General features: G+C 41.3%; 18 protein-coding genes. 9 read left to right on the forward strand and 9 right to left on the reverse strand.

The features are described from left to right. Positions 1-95: 95 nt before the first annotated feature. The 6 genes from CDH51_RS03370 to rsmA all read right to left on the reverse strand — a co-directional run bounded on the left by CDH51_RS03370 (position 96) and on the right by rsmA (position 6045). Complete coding sequence (locus CDH51_RS03370; protein WP_100627247.1) at positions 96-1787, reverse strand: GMC oxidoreductase; 1692 nt, start codon at positions 1785-1787, stop codon at positions 96-98. Between the two features lie 92 nt (positions 1788-1879). Next, on the reverse strand, positions 1880-2278 hold the full coding sequence (locus tag CDH51_RS03375; protein WP_100627248.1) for an HIT family protein: 399 nt from the start codon (positions 2276-2278) through the stop codon (positions 1880-1882). Between the two features lie 68 nt (positions 2279-2346). Continuing rightward, on the reverse strand, positions 2347-2820 hold the full coding sequence (gene greA / locus CDH51_RS03380; RefSeq protein WP_024282126.1) for a transcription elongation factor GreA: 474 nt from the start codon (positions 2818-2820) through the stop codon (positions 2347-2349). A 154-nt stretch (positions 2821-2974) separates the two neighbouring features. Further along, positions 2975-3904: a 2-hydroxyacid dehydrogenase gene (locus CDH51_RS03385; protein WP_100627249.1), complete on the reverse strand. Its 930-nt coding sequence runs from the start codon at positions 3902-3904 to the stop codon at positions 2975-2977. Between the two features lies 1 nt (position 3905). Further along, positions 3906-5273 carry a magnesium transporter gene (gene mgtE, locus CDH51_RS03390; protein ID WP_026945938.1) on the reverse strand — a complete coding sequence of 456 codons (1368 nt, stop codon included), beginning with the start codon at positions 5271-5273 and terminating at the stop codon, positions 3906-3908. Then, positions 5260-6045, reverse strand: a complete 786-nt coding sequence (gene rsmA, locus CDH51_RS03395; protein WP_100627250.1) for a 16S rRNA (adenine(1518)-N(6)/adenine(1519)-N(6))-dimethyltransferase RsmA — start codon at positions 6043-6045, stop codon at positions 5260-5262. The genes mgtE and rsmA overlap by 14 nt, the downstream gene beginning before the upstream one ends. A gap of 108 nt (positions 6046-6153) precedes the next feature. Between rsmA and pdxA the strand changes: the two genes are divergently transcribed. From pdxA to accC, 7 genes are all read left to right on the forward strand, one after another. Continuing rightward, positions 6154-7188 carry a 4-hydroxythreonine-4-phosphate dehydrogenase PdxA gene (gene pdxA, locus CDH51_RS03400; protein WP_100627251.1) on the forward strand — a complete coding sequence of 345 codons (1035 nt, stop codon included), beginning with the start codon at positions 6154-6156 and terminating at the stop codon, positions 7186-7188. A 98-nt stretch (positions 7189-7286) separates the two neighbouring features. Next, positions 7287-7841 (forward strand): YceD family protein, encoded by a 555-nt coding sequence (locus tag CDH51_RS03405; protein WP_100627252.1) that lies wholly within the window; start codon positions 7287-7289, stop codon positions 7839-7841. Between the two features lie 24 nt (positions 7842-7865). Next, a complete protein-coding gene (gene rpmF / locus CDH51_RS03410) occupies positions 7866-8057 on the forward strand; it encodes a 50S ribosomal protein L32 (protein WP_024282120.1) in 192 nt (63 codons plus the stop codon). A gap of 217 nt (positions 8058-8274) precedes the next feature. Continuing rightward, positions 8275-9273 carry a beta-ketoacyl-ACP synthase III gene (locus tag CDH51_RS03415; protein WP_100627253.1) on the forward strand — a complete coding sequence of 333 codons (999 nt, stop codon included), beginning with the start codon at positions 8275-8277 and terminating at the stop codon, positions 9271-9273. 30 nt (positions 9274-9303) lie between these two features. Continuing rightward, a complete protein-coding gene (gene efp, locus CDH51_RS03420) occupies positions 9304-9867 on the forward strand; it encodes an elongation factor P (RefSeq protein WP_024282118.1) in 564 nt (187 codons plus the stop codon). Between the two features lie 161 nt (positions 9868-10028). Further along, positions 10029-10502 carry an acetyl-CoA carboxylase biotin carboxyl carrier protein gene (gene accB, locus CDH51_RS03425; RefSeq protein WP_100627254.1) on the forward strand — a complete coding sequence of 158 codons (474 nt, stop codon included), beginning with the start codon at positions 10029-10031 and terminating at the stop codon, positions 10500-10502. 24 nt (positions 10503-10526) lie between these two features. Next, positions 10527-11876 (forward strand): acetyl-CoA carboxylase biotin carboxylase subunit, encoded by a 1350-nt coding sequence (gene accC / locus CDH51_RS03430; RefSeq protein WP_026945944.1) that lies wholly within the window; start codon positions 10527-10529, stop codon positions 11874-11876. A gap of 339 nt (positions 11877-12215) precedes the next feature. Here the strand turns inward: accC and CDH51_RS03435 are convergent, their stop codons facing one another. Continuing rightward, entirely contained in the window at positions 12216-13100 is an 885-nt protein-coding gene (locus CDH51_RS03435; protein WP_100627255.1) for a DUF3078 domain-containing protein, read from the reverse strand. A 40-nt stretch (positions 13101-13140) separates the two neighbouring features. Here CDH51_RS03435 and CDH51_RS03440 point away from each other — a divergent pair, with 40 nt between their 5' ends. Further along, on the forward strand, positions 13141-13416 hold the full coding sequence (locus CDH51_RS03440) for a DUF202 domain-containing protein (RefSeq protein WP_026945946.1): 276 nt from the start codon (positions 13141-13143) through the stop codon (positions 13414-13416). Positions 13417-13448: 32 nt separating this feature from the next. Here the strand turns inward: CDH51_RS03440 and ppk1 are convergent, their stop codons facing one another. Both ppk1 and gyrB read right to left on the reverse strand, forming a co-directional pair. Then, entirely contained in the window at positions 13449-15587 is a 2139-nt protein-coding gene (gene ppk1, locus CDH51_RS03445; RefSeq protein ID WP_100627256.1) for a polyphosphate kinase 1, read from the reverse strand. Between the two features lie 160 nt (positions 15588-15747). After that, entirely contained in the window at positions 15748-17706 is a 1959-nt protein-coding gene (gyrB, locus tag CDH51_RS03450; protein ID WP_100627802.1) for a DNA topoisomerase (ATP-hydrolyzing) subunit B, read from the reverse strand. Positions 17707-18048: 342 nt separating this feature from the next. Here gyrB and CDH51_RS03455 point away from each other — a divergent pair, with 342 nt between their 5' ends. Beyond that, positions 18049-18798: a bacteriorhodopsin-like gene (locus CDH51_RS03455; RefSeq protein ID WP_100627257.1), complete on the forward strand. Its 750-nt coding sequence runs from the start codon at positions 18049-18051 to the stop codon at positions 18796-18798. Positions 18799-18822: the final 24 nt, after the last annotated feature.

Here is an 18822-nt window from a genome sequence, read left to right on the forward strand (position 1 = left end):
TATCTTATTGTTTCAAAATGAAAAAATAAAATGATAAATCAAATCATTTTTTTCAGCCAAAGCTGAATACAACCCAAAACACCTTTATTCTTAATTCAGCCTATCTCATTTTTCTTCAAAGCAGCTACTGCATAGTCCACCGCACGCGCTGTCAAAGCCATGTAGGTGATGGATGGGTTCTGAGTGCCAGTGGAAGTCATACAAGCTCCATCGGTCACAAAAACATTAGGTGCCAAGTGCATTTGATTGAATCCATTCAAAAGTGAAGTTTCAGGATCTCGACCCATTCGAACTCCGCCCATTTCATGAATGTCCAAACCTGGGGATTGCTTGCTATCAGATTTACGGATATTGAAGCATCCTGCCTTACTGAGCATCTCTTCGCCTTGCTCCAAAAAGTCTTTTAAAAGCAATTCGTCATTTTCATCGTAATCCACAGACACTTGCAGCAGAGGAATACCCCATTCATCTTTTTGATCTTGGCTGAGTGATACAAAATTGCTTTCCTTTGGAATAGTCTCGCCCTGCATCATCATAAAGACATGCCATGGTCCTGGCTTGGCACTTGCTTCCTTAAAATCAGCTCCAAAATTCATATCTCTGGCACCTCCCCAGCCACCTCTTCCTGCGGAGTAAAAACTCATATACCCTCGCTGGAAATCCATTTCTTGCTTATGCACATTTCGAAAGTTGGGAAGCATCACAGCTGTGGGCCTACGTCCGAAATAATATTTATCCTCAAAACCTTCGAAACCAGCACTGAGGGAACCACGGTAATTATGAAAAGCGATATACTTTCCCAATATTCCCGAATCATTTCCCAAGCCATTTGGAAATCGACTCGAGGTACTGTTAAGTAAAATAAGGTTGGTATTAAGTGCAGAAGCGTTTAAAAAAATGACTTTGGCAAAATACTCAGTTGCTTCCTTAGTGACACGATCAATGACTCTTACCCCTGTGACTTTATCCTTTTTTTCATCCCAAATGAGCGAATGTACCACCGAGTCGGGCCGCAGAGTCAAATTTCCTGTTTTTGCAGCGGCTGGTAAGGTGGAAGAATTAGAGCTGAAATAACCTCCGAAAGGGCATCCTCGATAGCATTGATTTCTGGCCATGCACTGACCCCTACCCTGCTGCAGGTGCACATCCTTAGGTTGAGTCAGGTGCGCACAGCGTCCAATAATAAATTTACGGTCTCCGTAAGCTTTCAAAATTCGCTCTTGAATCTCCTTCTCAACGCAATTCATTTCCCATGCTGGCAAAAAGTCTCCATCAGGCAAGGTATCCAAACCTTCATAGCTTCCCGAAATCCCAACAAAGCGCTCAACATAACTATACCATGGAGCAATATCCTCATAGCGAATTGGCCAATCAACTGCAAAGCCATCTCGACCAGGCCCTTCAAAATCATATTTACTCCACCGCTGTGTCTGCCTTGCCCAAATCAGGGACTTTCCTCCCACTTGATAGCCTCTTACCCAGTCGAAAGGCTTTTCCTGTACGTAGGGATGATCTTGATCTTTGACAAAAAAATGAGCTGTATCTTCTTTGTATGCATAGCAGCGATTGACGACGGGGTTCGCTTTCTTATCTTCCAAAGGGATTTGGTTGCGATGAGGCATTTCCCAAGGAGCCGCCGTCATGGTAGGATAATCTTTTAGATGTTCGACCTGCCTACCTCTTTCAAGAACCAGCGTCTTTAAACCTTTTTCACAAAGTTCCTTCGCAGCCCAGCCTCCGGAGATGCCAGAACCGACAACAATCGCGTCATATTGATGAGAATTCATAATTGAAAAATAAGCGATTCTTTTCTGACTTTTATAAAAATTTTAAAAAACCTCTCCAGGTCTTGATCAGAAATAAGAAACAGCTGGGTTTTCTAGGAATCAAAACCTCCTCGAATCGTATCGGCTATTTCCCCTAGTTCTTCCTGACTTAACTTCAATTTCGGGCGAGTGAAATTAATATCATCCATGGTCTTGAGAGGAACTAGATGGATATGAACATGAGGGACTTCCAAACCTATCACAGCAACACCAATTCGTGTGCATTTGATGGTTTTATCCATTGCTTTTGCCACTTTTTGGGCGAAAAGATGAAGCGCTGTCAGGTCTTCAGAAGCCATATCGAAGATATAATCGACCTCCTTTTTTGGGACCACCAATACATGTCCTTTCACCAAGGGCATAATATCCAAAAAAGCGATGTTATTTTCGTCTTCAGCGATGATATGTCCAGGGATTTCCCGGTTGATGATTTTTGTAAAAATGCTTGCCATAGCATCAAAAATAAAAAAATCCCGAGGATTTCCCGGGATTGATCGAAAAGATAAATGTTGAATAATTCTTAGTACGAGATATCCAGGATTTCAAACTGCAACTTTCCAGCAGGGGCATTGATTTCTGCAATCTCGCCTTTTGATTTTCCTACCAAGCCTTTTCCAAATGGTGAGGCAAGGGAAATCTTTCCTGCTTTCAAATCAGCTTCCTCCTCAGACACCAAGGTGTAAGTCACCGTCATTCCGTTTTTTACGTTCTTGATCTTGACGGTACTCAATATCCCCACCTTGGATTGATCCATTTTGGAATTGTCCAGTACACGGGCATTTCCTACTACTGCTTCAAGCTTTGCAATCTTCAATTCCAACAAGCCCTGTGCATCCTTTGCCGCATCATATTCGGCATTCTCTGACAAGTCACCTTTGTCTCTTGCCTCAGCAATCTGCTTAGCGATATCTGCTCTTCCTTTTGTCTTCAACTCCTGAAGTTCATCCTTCAGTTTCTTCAGACCTTCTTCGGTATAATATTGTACTTTCGACATAGTTAGCGATTGTTAGTACCTGCTAAAAAAGAAAGTAACGGTCGCGCAGGAGAGACCGTTACTTTTTTAAGCTTGGCTTTATTTCTTTACAAAAGTAAGAAATCCCCCTATAGATACAAATTTTAGGTTTTAAGGTTCAAATTATTTTCATCGATCATCCAAATGCTTTTTTGATTTGCTTGACCAGTACCTCATTGATCTTTTCATAAGACTCAAATGTCCATCCAGCCACATGAGGTGTAAAAATCACATTTTCGCGATTTGCTAGCTTTTCAAATTCAGCTTTCTGTTCTGAACTAAAGCGGTTGAACTTTTCATTCTCGAGCACATCTAGCACCGCACCTCTCAATATCCCTGCATCCAGCGCTTTGTTCAATGTTTCAAAACTTATCACCTCTCCCCTAGCCGTATTGATCAACCAAAAAGGTTTGGCAAAGCTTTCTAATTCATCAAAAGTGAAAAAATTCCGGGTTACCTCTGTCAAAGGAACATGCAAGCTCAAAATATCAGATTCTGCTTTCAGTTTTTCCCAGATTACTTCCTGGACCAAATTATCTTCAAAATCCTTTTTGTACTTATCGTAGGCTAAGACATCCACTCCAAATCCTTTCAGCCTTTTGGCAAATGCTCTTCCCATATTTCCATAGCCCATGATCCCTACGGTTTTTCCTTTGAGTTCATAGCCACGGTTGCCTTCCCGGTCCCAGATTCCTTTCCGCACCTCCTTATCACTTTTGATGAGATGATTCATAAGCGCTAAAAGCCCCCCTATCGCATGCTCTGCCACAGCATCCCGATTGCCTTTAGCAGCATGAAAAAGCTGAATCTCATTTTCCGCCAAATATTCCAGATCAATTTGGTCCAGGCCTGCCCCTGCACGGGCAATAAACTTAAGGTTATGAGCTTTTTCCAAAAGAGCTCTATCCATTGGAGTTTTGGACCGAATGACCAAACCCTCGTACAAAGTGAGGTCTTCCATAATCTCTGAGCGGGTAATATTGGGCCTATAATCTGCCTGATGCCCTTCCTTCTCCAGCAAAGGAATGATGCTGGAGTGCATTTTATCGATAATAAGTATTTTCATTCTAAAGATTCAAGAGTAACATCGCGATCCCAAAATAAACGGTTAGACCTAGCAAATCATTTGTGGTAGTGATGAATGGTCCAGATGCAATTGCAGGGTTGATCCCAAAATGATTTAAAATCAAAGGTGTGACCGTTCCCATAAAGGAAGCCAGAAGGACGACGCAGAAAAGTGCCACTCCCACGGTAATCCCGAAAATCGGTTCGAATCCATAAATGAAAACCACTACCAAAAACACGAAAAAAGCAAGTAAAACTCCATTTAGAACTGCAACAAGAAAGCCTTTTATAAAACGCTTTAAGGGCGTATCATCAAAAACTGATTTAGATGCCAAGGACTGTACAATAAGAGAGGATGCCTGTATGCCTACATTTCCCCCTGTAGCTGCTACGAGGGGAATAAAGGATGCTAATGCGATGTATTTATTCAATCCATCTTCAAAAAAGCCGATAATTCTAGCACCTAGTAATCCTCCGATTACTCCGATTAGTAGCCAAGGAAGACGAGCTTTGGTAATCATAAAGATGGAATCAGACTCTTCAATATCGCCTGAAATACCTGCCATGGCCTGAATATCTTCCTCTGCCTCCTCTTGTACTACGTCCAAGATATCATCAACAGTAATTCGTCCGACCAACTTGTTTTTGGCATTGACGACAGGAACAGACTCAAGGTCATACTTTCGCATGATACCAGCAACCTCCTCCTGATCCATGTAAGTAGGAACAGAAATCACTTCTGGTTCATAAATATCTTCAATCCGAGTATTTTCTCCGGCAAGAATTATTTTCTTGAGCGAAACACGACCAAGCAACTGCTGTCGGTTATTGACTACATAAATCGAAAAAATCTTCTCGACATTTTCGGCCTGCCTTCTGATTTCATTGATAGTTTGAATGACATTCCAGTTTTTATTGGCTCGGATAAATTCCTTTGCCATGATACCACCGGCAGTATCTTCTTCATATCGCAGAAGGTCAAGTACCTGATCAGACTTTAGCCTGTCCTGAAAATTGGCAATGACCTCTTCACGTTCCCGCTCACCCAGTAAATTAAGTAAATCCGCCGCATCATCAGAATCCATCAATTCGATGAATGAGGCGATCTCCGGATTCTCCAGTTCACGAAATACTCTGATGAGCGTATTATCATCCAATTCGATCAGAATATCTGCTGCTATTTGCTTATCCAGTGCCCGAAGGACATAGATTGACTCATCTAAGGATAATTCATCCAAAATAGCGGCAATATCAGCCTCATTCACCCCATCCAGTGATTCCTGAATAAAATCCAGATCTCGGTTTTCGATACCGTGCTGTAGGCTTTCTAGGTACTCTTTGGAGAGTTCAAATTGCTTAATGATGTCCACGGGATTCTTGGATTTTCTGGGTTAAAAACACAAAATCAGCCACATCCAATTGCTCGGCTCGCAAGTCCAACATAGGATGGCCTTGAAGTGATTCTGGAAGCTGGAAGGATTTTAGGGAATTTCTCAAGGTTTTTCGGCGATTACCAAAGCCTCCTTTCACCACTTTGATAAATAAACTTTCATCACAGTCTAGACTTTTGGTCTCATTTCGTATCAGGCGAATGACACCTGAATTCACTTTAGGAGGAGGATTAAAGACTCCTGGGGGTACCGAAAACAAATATTCAATCGAGTAAAAGGCCTGCAGTAGAACCGATAAAATCCCATAATCCTTATTTCCCTTTGGAGATGCGATTCGCTGTGCTACCTCTTTTTGAAGCATGCATACCACCTCGGTTACTTGATGGCGCAACTCAAGGATTCGGAAAAAGATTTGGCTTGAAATATTGTAAGGAAAATTACCCGCAATGGCAAAAGGCTCTTGGAAAACTTTTGAAATATCCATTTTCAGGAAGTCCCCCTCCAATATATGATCAACCAAATGTGGGTATTTTGCCTCGAGATATCGGATTGACTCTTGGTCAATTTCTGCCAAATAGAGCTCCTGTGGGTTTTCTAGCAAGAAATCTGTGAGTACGCCCATACCAGGGCCAATCTCGAGGACTTTTTGGGCACCACCATGTCCTGTGACAGCTTGAGCTATTCGCTTGGCAATGCTCAAATCCGTCAGGAAGTGTTGTCCCAGATGTTTTTTGGGTCTGACTTTTTCCATCGAATAGCTCCGGTAATTTTTTATAAATTGCAGCCTAAAATTAAGACAATATTCCTAAAGGCCTAAGTTCGACAGTGATTGTAAGTAGCCTTTTTTGAGCAAAGCAATATGACAGCAAAGCAACATAAACCCATAATTGGGATCAGTATCGGAGATATAAACGGAATAGGCCCGGAAGTAGTGATGAAAGCGCTTCAGGACTCCCGAGTTCATCAAGACTTTGTGCCTCTGATATATGGGCATGGAAAAGTGCTCAGTGTTTATAAAAAAATGCTAGATCTGGAAGGATTCAACTTTTTACAGATCAGATCCATCGATGAAATCCAGCATAAACGAATCAATGTGATCAATGTGATGGAGGAATGCCCGGAAATTATTCCCGGCGTAGAAACCCAAGAGGCAGGAAAATTGGCTTTGGAAGCACTTCGGACCTCAGTTGCAGACCTGAAAGAGGGAAAAATCCATGCGCTAGTGACCGCTCCCCTGAACAAGAACAATATCAATAGCGAAGAGATCAAATTCATTGGCCACACGGAATTCCTAAGCGAAGCAGTCAATGCCAAGGACAGTCTGATGTTTTTGGTATCGGACAAACTGCGCGTAGGACTGGTAACAGGACATATGCCAATTGCTCAGGTGAGTCAAGCAGTCACCGTGGAAAGAATCAAGCGGAAGGCTAATCTCATGCTTTCAAGTTTAGAAAAAGACTTTGGCATCAATCGACCAAAAATTGCGATTCTAGGTCTAAATCCTCATGCAGGTGAAGATGGCCTGCTTGGTAAAGAGGAAATCGAGGTCATTAAACCAGCAATCAACCAACTGAAAGATCAGAATAAATTAGTCTTTGGTCCCTACCCTGCTGATGGCTTTTTTGGTATGATGCATCAGACCAAATTTGATGGAGTTCTAGCAATGTATCATGATCAAGGATTGATTCCTTTCAAATCCATGGCGTTTAGCGATGGGGTTAATTTCACAGCAGGGCTTCCGATTATCAGAACTTCCCCAGATCATGGGACAGCTTATAATATTGCTGGTAAAGGACTAGCAGATGAAGGTTCAATCAGGGCCGCATTATTTCTGGCTTTGGATGTAATTAGGGCTCACCAAGTCTTAGAGGAAGAAACAGAGGACGCAGAATAAAAATAGCCCTGCGGTGAAAGGAAAATATAATTCTCTTTCATTTTAATCTTTCCAATTAATTACCTATTTTTGCGGTCTTAAAATCGATAAGAGACGTCGTGAAATTCCTGCAGAACTTTGACATTGAGGTAATTAAATACCCAGAAGGGACACATGAATTAGAATTTGATGTTAATGATCGATTCTTCAGAGAATTCGGTGAGAATGATCTGGTTCAAAATGGCAACTTGACCATAAGGGTCAGCATGCACAAAGGAGCAAATTTGATCGAAATGGATTTCCACATCAAGGGAAGCGTTAGGCTCACCTGCGATAGAAGTTTGGAAGAGTTTGACTCTCCGCTTGAATCCGAGGAAACCATGATATTTAAATATGGCTCAGAAGAAAAAGAAATTGACGAGGATGTTTTCATGATCACCAGAGACACGCCAAAAGTAAATGTGGCTCAGCTTATTTATGAATTCATTCTTTTAGCCTTACCGGCAAAAAAAATTCATCCTGACCATCGAAACGAACTCGATGATGAGGAAGATGAATTGGACGGGCTTTATGTCTACATCGATTCTGAAAAAGAATCAGAGGAATCTGATGATGAAGACGTAAACGTAGATCCCCGCTGGGAAAAGCTAAAAAATCTAAATAAAAAAAAGTAATAGAACTCTTAAATCACGCATAAAATGGCACATCCTAAACGAAAGATTTCCAAAACCAGAAGAGATAAAAGAAGAACTCATTACAAGCTAGAAGCTCCTGGTTTGGCAAAATGTCCTACTACTGGTGAAATGCACTTGCCTCATAGAGCTTTTTGGCTTGACGGCAAATTGTACTACAAAGGACAGGTAATCATCGAAAAAGAAGTAATGGCATAAGCCAAAATTTCACTGAATCATAAATCCATTCTATTTATAGTTTGGATTTTTTTTATGCCAAAAATTTCAATACCCTCGCTATCAAACACTTAAGATATTACAAATGGAATATTTTTGGTGGTAAGAGGCATTTATGATATTTTTGACCTTCTTTACAAAAAAGGGGCAAACCCAAAAATGAATAAGGCGAGTGATCGCCTTTTTTAACCCAATTCGAATGGAGAAAATAAAAGCCATGATCACCGGCGTACAAGGCTATGTACCTGAGTACCGGTTGACCAACAAGGAACTTGAGAAAATGGTCGAAACTAACGACGAGTGGATCACCTCAAGAACCGGCATCAAGGAGCGAAGAATTTTAAAAGGCGAAAACCAAGGAACCTCAGTGATGGGGATTGAAGCTGCTAAAGGGCTCCTTGAAAAAACCAATACTGACCCCAAAGACATCGAAGTAGTCATCTGTGCCACAGTGACTCCGGACATGCCCTTCCCTGCTACTGCCAACATAATCGCTGATAAAATCGGTGCGAAAAACAGCTTTAGCTTTGATATTTCCGCAGCCTGCTCAGGGTTTTTGTATGCTTTACAGCTTGGCTCACAATTTATCGAGTCTGGTACGCATAAGAAAGTACTTGTGGTAGGTGCAGATAAAATGTCCTCCATTGTAGATTACAAAGACAGAACTACCTGTATTCTTTTTGGTGATGGAGCTGGAGCAGTTTTATTGGAGCCAGCCGAGGGAGACTTGGGAATCAGAGATGCAATATTGAGGTCTGATGGTTCAGGCGAACCATTTCTCCACATGAAAGCAGGAGGAAGCAGAAGGCCAGCTTCGCACGAGACAGTAGAAGCCCGCGAGCATTATGCTTACCAAGAAGGTTCTACTGTGTTCAAGTTCGCTGTAACCAATATGGCAGACGTCAGTGCAGAAGTAATGGAGCGAAATGGTCTTAAAGGAGATGATGTCGCTTGGCTAGTACCCCATCAAGCCAACAAGCGCATCATTGATGCTACTGCAAACAGAATGGGTGTAGGACCTGAGAAAGTAATGATGAATATTGAGCGCTATGGCAATACCACAGCAGCAACTATTCCTCTTTGCCTTTGGGACTATGAGAAGCAACTGAAAAAAGGAGATAATCTCATTCTAGCCGCATTTGGTGGAGGGTTCACCTGGGGTGCGATCTATGTCAAATGGGCCTATGACCCGAAGTAATTTCATTAAGAATAAACTCAAATAATTAATATGGCGTCGACAGCAGATTTTAAAAATGGACTCTGTCTAGAAATGAATAATGATATCTGGAGCATTGTAGAATTCCAGCATGTCAAGCCTGGGAAAGGGGCAGCTTTTGTAAGAACTAAGCTAAAAAGTTTAAAAACCGGTAAAACGCTCGACAAAACCTTCAATGCAGGTGAGAAAGTAACTACTGCCCGGGTAGAAAAACGTCCACACCAGTTCATTTATAAAGATGACATGGGGTACAATTTCATGGACAGCAATTCATTCGAGCAACTTTTGATTCAAGAATCATTGATTGAAAGACCTGAGTTGCTTAAAGAAGGTCAACTCGTGGATATTCTTGTACACGATGAAACAGAAACTCCACTTGCGGTAGAATTACCTCCATTTGTAGAATTGATGATTACTTACACGGAGCCGGGAATCAAAGGTGACACAGCCACTAATACGCTTAAACCTGCTACCTTGGAAACAGGAGCTACAGTAATGGTTCCACTTTTCGTAGATCAAGATACTATGATCAAAGTGGATACTCGAGACGGTTCTTATTCCGAGCGAGTTAAATAAAAATAGAGCTATGAGTTCTTCTCATAGCTTTTGTTATTTTGAAAACCCCAGTCTAAGAAGCTAAAACAAAAAGGAATTTTGAAATCAGGTCCAATTACCTAAAGCAAATCAGTAGGTATGCAAGATCCAGATGATTAAAAACCTTTAAAAACTCAAAAAACATGAAAGCAAAAGAAATTCAAGAGCTGATCGATTATATCTCAAATTCTGGTCTTGCCGAAGTTAAAATCAAAACAGACGAGTTTGAACTTTCGATCAAAAAATATGCAGACCAAAGCTTCAGAGCAGTAGAAGCAGCTCCTGCGGCTCCTGCACCTGCCCCAGTTCAAGCATCAGCACCCGCTGCTCCTGCTGAGTCTCCCAAAGAATCAGCTGCAGAGTCTTCCTCAAACTTGATCGAAATCAAGTCTCCAATGATTGGTACATTTTACACCACTCCAAACCCTGATTCCGATCCATTTGTGAATGTTGGAGATAGCGTGAAAGCTGGTCAGACAGTCTGCATTATTGAGGCAATGAAGCTTTTTAACGAAATCGAATCAGAGGTATCCGGCAAAATCGTCAAAGTTCTTGTCAACAATGCTACCCCTGTAGAGTATGATCAGCCACTTTTCCTTGTAGATCCAGCTGGTTAATTTTTTCACCAAAACCCACTTATTGTGTTTAAAAAAATATTAATCGCGAACCGAGGAGAAATCGCCCTAAGGATAATCCGTACCTGTAAGGAAATGGGCATCAAAACGGTTGCTGTCTATTCAACTGCAGACAAGGATAGTCTTCATGTCAGATTTGCGGATGAGGCTGTATGCATAGGTCCTGCTCCAAGTAGGGACTCCTACCTCAACATCCCTCGTATCATTGCAGCTGCTGAGATCACAAACGCTGATGCGATCCATCCGGGCTACGGGTTTCTTTCCGAAAACGCCGAATTTTCCAAGATCTGTGAAGAATACGGAATCAAATTCATCGGAGCATCTCCTGACATGATCGATAGAATGGGTGATAAGGCGACTGCAAAAGCTACCATGAAAGCTGCTGGAGTACCTACAATCCCCGGCTCAGAGGGACTTCTAGACTCCGTAGAGCAAGGATTGAAGCTAGCCAATGAAATGGGCTATCCGGTGATCCTAAAGGCAACTGCGGGTGGCGGTGGCCGTGGAATGCGAATCGTAAAAGAAGATAAAGACTTCCAGAAAGCTTGGGATGACGCCAAAATGGAATCTGGAGCTGCTTTTGGAAATGACGGTCTTTACCTAGAGAAATTCGTTGAAGAGCCTCGTCACATCGAGATTCAAATCGTAGGAGACAGCAATGGAAAGGCATGTCATCTTTCTGAAAGAGATTGCTCTATTCAGCGAAGACATCAAAAACTAGTCGAGGAGACTCCTTCACCCTTCATCACAGACGAACTCCGACATGAGATGGGCGAAGCTGCGATCAAAGGTGCCGAAGCAATCGGATATGAAGGCGCAGGTACAATCGAATTCTTGGTGGATAAAAACCGCAACTTCTATTTCATGGAGATGAACACCCGAATTCAGGTGGAGCATCCTATCACGGAGGAAGTAACAGATTTCGATTTGATCAAAGAGCAAATCAAGGTAGCCGCAGGAGAAAAAATCAGCGGTAGAAATTACTATCCAAAGCTCTTTGCAATGGAATGTAGAATCAATGCAGAAGATCCTGCAAATGGATTCCGCCCTAGTCCGGGAAGAATCAATAATCTTCACCTTCCAGGCGGCAGAGGAGTTCGGGTCGATTCACACGTATATGCAGGCTATGTAATTCCGCCTAATTATGACTCCATGATTGCCAAACTCATCGTAAGTGGACAATCTAGAGAGGAAGTGATTGTGAGAATGAAAAGGGCATTAGAAGAATTTGTGATTGATGGTATCAAAACCACCATTCCGTTCCATATTGCTTTGCTGGAAAACGAGCAATTCAAAGAAGGAAACTTTACAACCAAATTCCTGGAGACTTTTGATTTTTCAGTTGTGAAAGGATAAGGGAATTTACCCTCCAAAATGAAAGCCATGCCGACGCATGGCTTTTTTTATGGTCAATTCTATTCTGGGTAATTCGTTAAAATCGAAAAAGTCATCTTTCTAAAGTACAAATTTGAATCTATATCCCAATTCTTCCTATCAGGCCGGATCCCTCCTTTCAATTGAACTCAAATTTTAAAAATATTGGACTTTTCAAATAAAGGCAATAAAAAAGCAGGAGAAAATCTCCTGCCCTTTATTTGAAAACTAAACCAACTATTATTTAACTACCACAATGATTTCAAAAATAATACAATTCTTTTCAAATCAAAACACAAAATAAAAATTTGTTAAAATTATTTATTCCTTTGGAAATGTACTTCTGCTAAAGGATATCCCCAAAGCAAGTCCTTGGCTAAATTGTATTTTATCGTCCTGATCCAAATCATATATGCTCAAGCTGGTCAAGGAGACGCTGATTAAGTTCGATACCTTGGCTGTAAGGGCCACGTCAAGTCGGTGATCAATCTCATCAAATGCCAAATTTTCATAATTAATAAACATTTGATGGCGAATGAGTAGGGTGACATTTTCGGATAGCTTCTTATTATACTCTAGAAGGGAGCTAAAAGCCAGCCACTCGGACCTAACCTTATCTCCGATAGGTACACCATAATTCTCCGGAACAGTGAGATAGAGGTCTGTATCTGTCACAAAGGTAAATCTTGGAGAAAATGGAGAAAGACGAAGCATAAATTCTGAATTAGGCTTGTATTCCAATCCCCATGAAGACATCAAATATGCAGGGTTTGCAAATTTGGAAATCAATGTGCGATTTCCATCAGAAAAGTCATATCCCGGAGCAAACTGCGAAAGGAAGTTCAAGGAAGTAAAAAGATTCCATCGATCGCTGATTTTGTAACCTACTTTGGAGTCTAGAAAAATCCGGTCATTAGACTTTCTTGCATCCTCATCTTGATTTTTGACGATACCATAGATGAAATCCATTGTATTGTCCCAGGTCCACTTATCTTTTTTATAATTTGCCCTTCCATTCAGGTAAAAGCCCAAAGCCACGGAATTGACACCACCACCGGTCCAGTTACTACTAAATGAGCCTTGGTTCAAATTGATACCGCCTGCGATCTCTTTTAACCAATAGGTGGTATCTTTGGGTGTTTCTTCCTGGGCAAACAATAGGCTCGATGAAAAACAGAAAATGAAAAGGGTAAATAGTCGTTTCATAGTATTTATTCTTTAAAATATTAAATCAAGCTTCAAAAATATGGAAAATGAAAAGGAAAATGAGCTGATAGTCAGAGATTTTTTAGCAAGACAGCGAACAACCTTAGCCAATGATCGGACGCTTTTATCCTACATTCGAACGGCCCTATACTTCCTTGTCTCCGGCACGGCCCTTTTCCAAGTGAAGGAATTGGACCATGTAAGAAATTTGGGCTATTTAGCTTTTGCCTTAAGCATCATATTTCTTCTCGTGGGGATAGTGAATTATTTCAAGGTAAAAAAGAGACTACAAAAGGGTCACTATCAAAAAATGTAAAAAAAAACCGCGAGGAAACGCGGTTTTCATTTTTATTGATTGCTGTAAGTAGGAATCAGTTCGACTTGCATCACTTTTTCAGGATCCAAGTTGAAAAACTCCTTGTGAACATTAAAGACCTCTTCGTCTCCCTCCGGTTTCTTAGCAATGTAAGACCCGTCTTCCTGCATTACGTAAGCATTAAAATTATCTCGAAGGTTGAAAGCCAAAATATTCATCAGTTGCTTTTCCAAGAGAGGAGATTCTACTTTGAAAAGACTCTCAAGACGCTTATCAAAACTCCGCACCATCATATCTGCACTACCGGCATAGGTTCTGGTATTTCCATTATTATGAAAATGGTAAATCCTAGAGTGCTCCAAGAAATCCCCAACGATGGATATCACCTCAATATTTTCACTAAGTCCTACCCTACCTGGTCTGAGGCAGCAGATTCCTCGTACGACTAGCTTCACTGTCACTCCAGATTGAGAAGCTCTGTATAGCGCATAAATCGTCTCTGAATCTTCCAAGGAATTCACTTTGATAAATATTCCCGCTGGCAATCCATTTCGAGCATTTTCTGCTTCCTGCTCTATGAAGTGGATGAGCTGATTTCGCATATCTCTCGGCGCCGTGATCAGGTTTTGATAGTTGGTCGGCATCGAATGTCCCGTGATTACATTAAAAAACTCAGACACATCATTTGCCAAGACCTCATTTGTGGTCAATAGCCCAATGTCTGTATAAAGTCTAGCAGTATCCTCATTGTAATTACCCGAACCCAAATGAACAAACCTTGTGATTTTTTCCCCATCCTTTTTGACTATCAAGAGTAGCTTGGTATGTGTTTTAAGGTGAGTAATTCCATAAATCACAAAACAACCGGCTTTCTGAAGTCTTTTGGCCTCCCGGATATTATTCTCCTCATCAAATCTAGCCTTCACTTCAAAAAGCACAGAAACGTGTTTTCCATTTTCGGCTGCTCTTAGTAAGGCTTTAGTAATCTGACTATCCTTAGCTAAGCGATAAATAGTCATTTTGATAGCCATCACCCCTGGATCATCCGCTGCCTTTTCGATCAGATCAAGAATTGAATCAATGTTGTTGTATGGATGATGAAGCAGTATATCTTTCTCCTTCAGCGTATCGAATATATCTGCGTTTCCTTCATCTTGGTAAGATAAAGGCTTTACTGGAGCCGGCATCTGTGGCAATCGGTCACGAAACTGCTTGTTTCCTACAATTTGCCAAAGCCCGGTGAAATCGATCATGCTTTCGCGCTTGACATGAAAAACAGAGTCTGAGCCTAATTTCCACCGCTCCAGAAGAGAATTCAGCATCCATTTACTGTAGCCTTCTTCGATTTCAATCTTCACCACTCGACCAGTCTTTCGCTCCATCAGCTTTCGCTTCACCTCTTCGAGAAAATTGGCATCCATGTCCTCACTCTCTTCAAGAGTAAAGTCACCATTTCGGGTAATTCTGAAAAGGCTGATAGACTGAATGTCCACATTTCGAAATAGGGAAACGATATTTTCACGAATCACTTCTTCAATAGGCACCAAAAACAAGGTATTCCCCCGCTCCACTTCAAAGAATCTTGGAATATTAGCAGGGATCTGAACAAAGGAAAGTTTACGCATGTCCTTCCTTTCGCCGGGCGTAGTAGTCACGACCCCAAAGATCAACAGCTTATTCATCAAGATCGGAAAAGTACGATACCCGTCATAAACCATTGGGGTCAACATCGGATAAATCGCCCGGTCAAAATATTGCTTCACCTTCTTTCGCTCACCGTCAGTAAGTTTAGATGTATTGCATAAAGCGATGCCTTCATTGGGCAAGGCTGGCAAGATAGAATTGAGAAAATGCTCGTGCTGGGCATGATGAAAGTTTTGACATTCTTCCATCAAGGTAGCTTTAAAAGGCTCTTCCCTTAATCCAGAGTAATCAATCCGCTCTTTGTCATAATCGAGGTAGTTGTAAAGTGACCCTACTCGGATCATAAAAAACTCATCCAAGTTTGATGCAGTAATGGCCAGAAACTTGAGCTTTTCGAAAATCGAGCGATGATCTTTTTTAGACTGATCCAATACTCGGTCATTAAATTTCATCCAGCTTAAATCTCTACTGATCAAATCACTTTTGTGAATCACTGAATCAAATCGCTCTCGGACTGCTTGTTTCATTTTTTACTGATTTTTTGATGATAGGCCCTTTCCTCCCCAAATTTATCCACAAATAAATATTGATAATTGGCAAGAGCTTAAAAATAATAATTCTATAATAGGGCCTTGTTTATTTAATCATTAACAAAAAAGGGCTCTGATGGAGCCCTTCTGCGATGTTTTAAGTATCGATCTTCGCATACTTGGCGTTTCGTTCGATGAATTCCCTCCTTGGGGCTACTTCATCACCCATCAACATACTGAATAAGTGATCTGCTTCTGCCGCAGAGTCAATAGTCACCTGCTTGATGGTCCGCATATTAGGATCCATGGTAGTGGTCCAAAGTTGTTCAGGATTCATCTCTCCAAGACCCTTATATCTTTGAATATTGACACTATCCTCTTTCCCGTCTTTTGCCATATCGGCAATCAGAGTCTTTCTTTCCTCTTCGGTCCAGCAGTAGCGCTCATCCTTACCCCGCTTCAAAAGATACAAAGGAGGCAATGCGATGTACACGTACCCATTCTCGATGAGGTTTCTCATGTACCGGAAAAACAGCGTCAAAATCAGGGTTCGGATGTGTGAACCGTCAATATCAGCATCCGTCATGATAATGATTTTATGATATCTAAGACCAGAAAGATCTAATTCTTTATCATCATCAGCGGTTCCGAATTTCACGCCCAATGCGGTGAGAATATTCTTGATTTCGTCGTTATCGTAGATTTTGTGCTCATGAGCTTTCTCCACATTAAGGATTTTACCTTTCAGCGGTAAGATCGCTTGGAAGTCACGATCACGACCTTGCTTGGCAGACCCACCTGCAGAGTCTCCCTCCACTAGATAAAGTTCACATACGGTTGGATCACTATTGGCACAATCCGCTAGCTTACCAGGTAGACCACCGCCGCCAAGGACATTCTTTCGCTGCACCATCTCCCGGGCCTTTCGAGCAGCATGACGGGCTTGAGCTGCCAAAATCACCTTACCTACAATGGTTTTGGCCTCTTTAGGATGCTCTTCGAGCCAAAATTGAAGGGTTTCCGATACTGCAGAATCAACCGCTCCAACTACATCGGAGTTACCAAGTTTAGTTTTAGTCTGACCTTCAAATTGAGGCTCAGCTACTTTAACGGAAATGACCGCAGTCAATCCCTCTCTAAAGTCATCTCCGGAAATCTCAATTTTAAGCTTATCAAGCATTCCGGACTTGTCTGCGTAGGATTTCAGCGTTCGTGTAAGCGCTCTTCGGAAACCTGTGACATGTGTACCTCCTTCGTAAGTATTAATCGTATTGACGTAGGAAACTACATTTTCACTGTAAGAATTATTGTAGCTCATTGCCACTTGAACCGGTACATCCTGATCTAGTGATTCGATGTAAATCGGCTCAGAAATAATTTTCTCCTTAGTCTCATCCAGATATTGAACAAATTCAACGAGTCCGCCTTCTGAATAAAATTCATCAGACTTTGGCTTACCATCCTCTTCAATCTCCCGAAGATCAGTCAAAAATATGCGGATACCTGCATTCAAAAAAGCCATTTCCCGAAGACGGGTTGCTATGGTCTCATAGCGAAACTCTGTGACAGTGAAAATACTATCATCAGGTTTGAAATGAATGATAGTTCCTCGCTTTTCCGTTTTCCCTATTTCTCGAGCGGGGTACTGAGGAACACCAATTTTGAATTCCTGCTCAAAAATGACTCCATTTCTATGTACCGTAGCTTTCAAATCGGTAGAAAGTGCATTCACACAGGATACACCCACACCGTGCAAACCACCTGATACCTTGTAAGTGTCTTTATCAAACTTACCTCCAGCGTGAAGGACTGTCAAAACAACCTCCAAAGCAGAACGCTTTTCTTTCTCGTGCATATCGGTAGGAATGCCCCGACCATTGTCCTCCACGGTAATCGAATTATCCTCATGGACTGTCACCTTAATGGTATCACAATGTCCTGCAAGTGCCTCATCGACTGAATTGTCTACAACTTCCCAAATCAAATGATGAAGTCCTTTGATGCCAACATCTCCGATATACATTGCTGGACGTTTCCTTACTGCTTCAAGACCTTCTAAAACCTGGATGTTACTCGCACCGTATTCGGACGGTTTCTTCGCATTTTCTTCGCTCATATTTTTTGAAAAAAAAGCCTTCAAATAGGCTTAATCGGTGATTTTTTAAGTTTCAAATGATTCGGCAAGATAAGCAAAAATTCTGAGTTGAGCACGCAATATGTAGACTCCATTTCAGATTAGGCCTGATTCTGAATTTAAACAAATATTCAAAATAATATTCTGAATTAAACCATTTTATCACATTTTTTTACACCTGTTGATACTTGATAATAATCATTTAATACCTGTTTTTGAACCACTTATACCTTTTTGTTCAATTTTTAGTATTAAAGATTAAACAAATTTAATTCTAAAATCTTTTACATCTAAAATCATTTAACCAAACTTAATAATAACCAAATGAACATCACCTTAGCAGCAGAGTTGATCGGTCTTGACAAGATCATCAATTCAGACCCGATCGCCATCACCTTCTTTATTGGTTACATGGCCATGTTTGCCTCCTCAGTATTCTTCTTTGTTGAGAGAGGTTCTGTAGATGGGAAGTGGAAAACTTCTCTATTGGTTTCCGGCCTAATCACCGGAATTGCGGCTGTACACTATTACTACATGCGGGACTTTTACCTGCAGACTGGTTCTAGTCCGACAGCTTTCCGTTATGTTGACTGGACTCTGACTGTTCCATTGATGTGCGTTGAGTTTTACCTACTTACCAAGCCATTTGGAGCAAAAGGAAGCACGCTTTTCAAATTGATCATTGCTTCTTTAGTAATGCTTGTGACTGGTTACATTGGAGAAACTTCAGGAATTGACAGTAACATCATGTGGGGTATTATTTCCACTTTAGGTTATTTGTACATCGTTTATGAAGTATTCGCTGGTGACGTTGCCAAGCTTGCAAAAGAAAGCGACAGCCCTGCAATGGGAAGAGCAATGTTCTTGTTGAAGATCTTCATCACACTAGGATGGTCTATCTATCCAATCGGATACATGGTACTTCCTGGCAACCTACTTTCAGGTGCTTTTGAAGTAAGTTCAATTGACCTATTCTACAACCTTGCCGATGCTATCAACAAAATCGGATTTGGCTTAGTGATCTACTACGTAGCTATTACTGAATCATCTAAAAACAAAACTGCCACTGCTTAATCAGATTCGCCTCTCCCTTCACGG

Origin of the sequence: Algoriphagus formosus, from assembly GCF_002807035.1 — a bacterium.
In the GTDB taxonomy this organism is placed as follows: Bacteria; Bacteroidota; Bacteroidia; order Cytophagales; family Cyclobacteriaceae; genus Algoriphagus; species Algoriphagus formosus.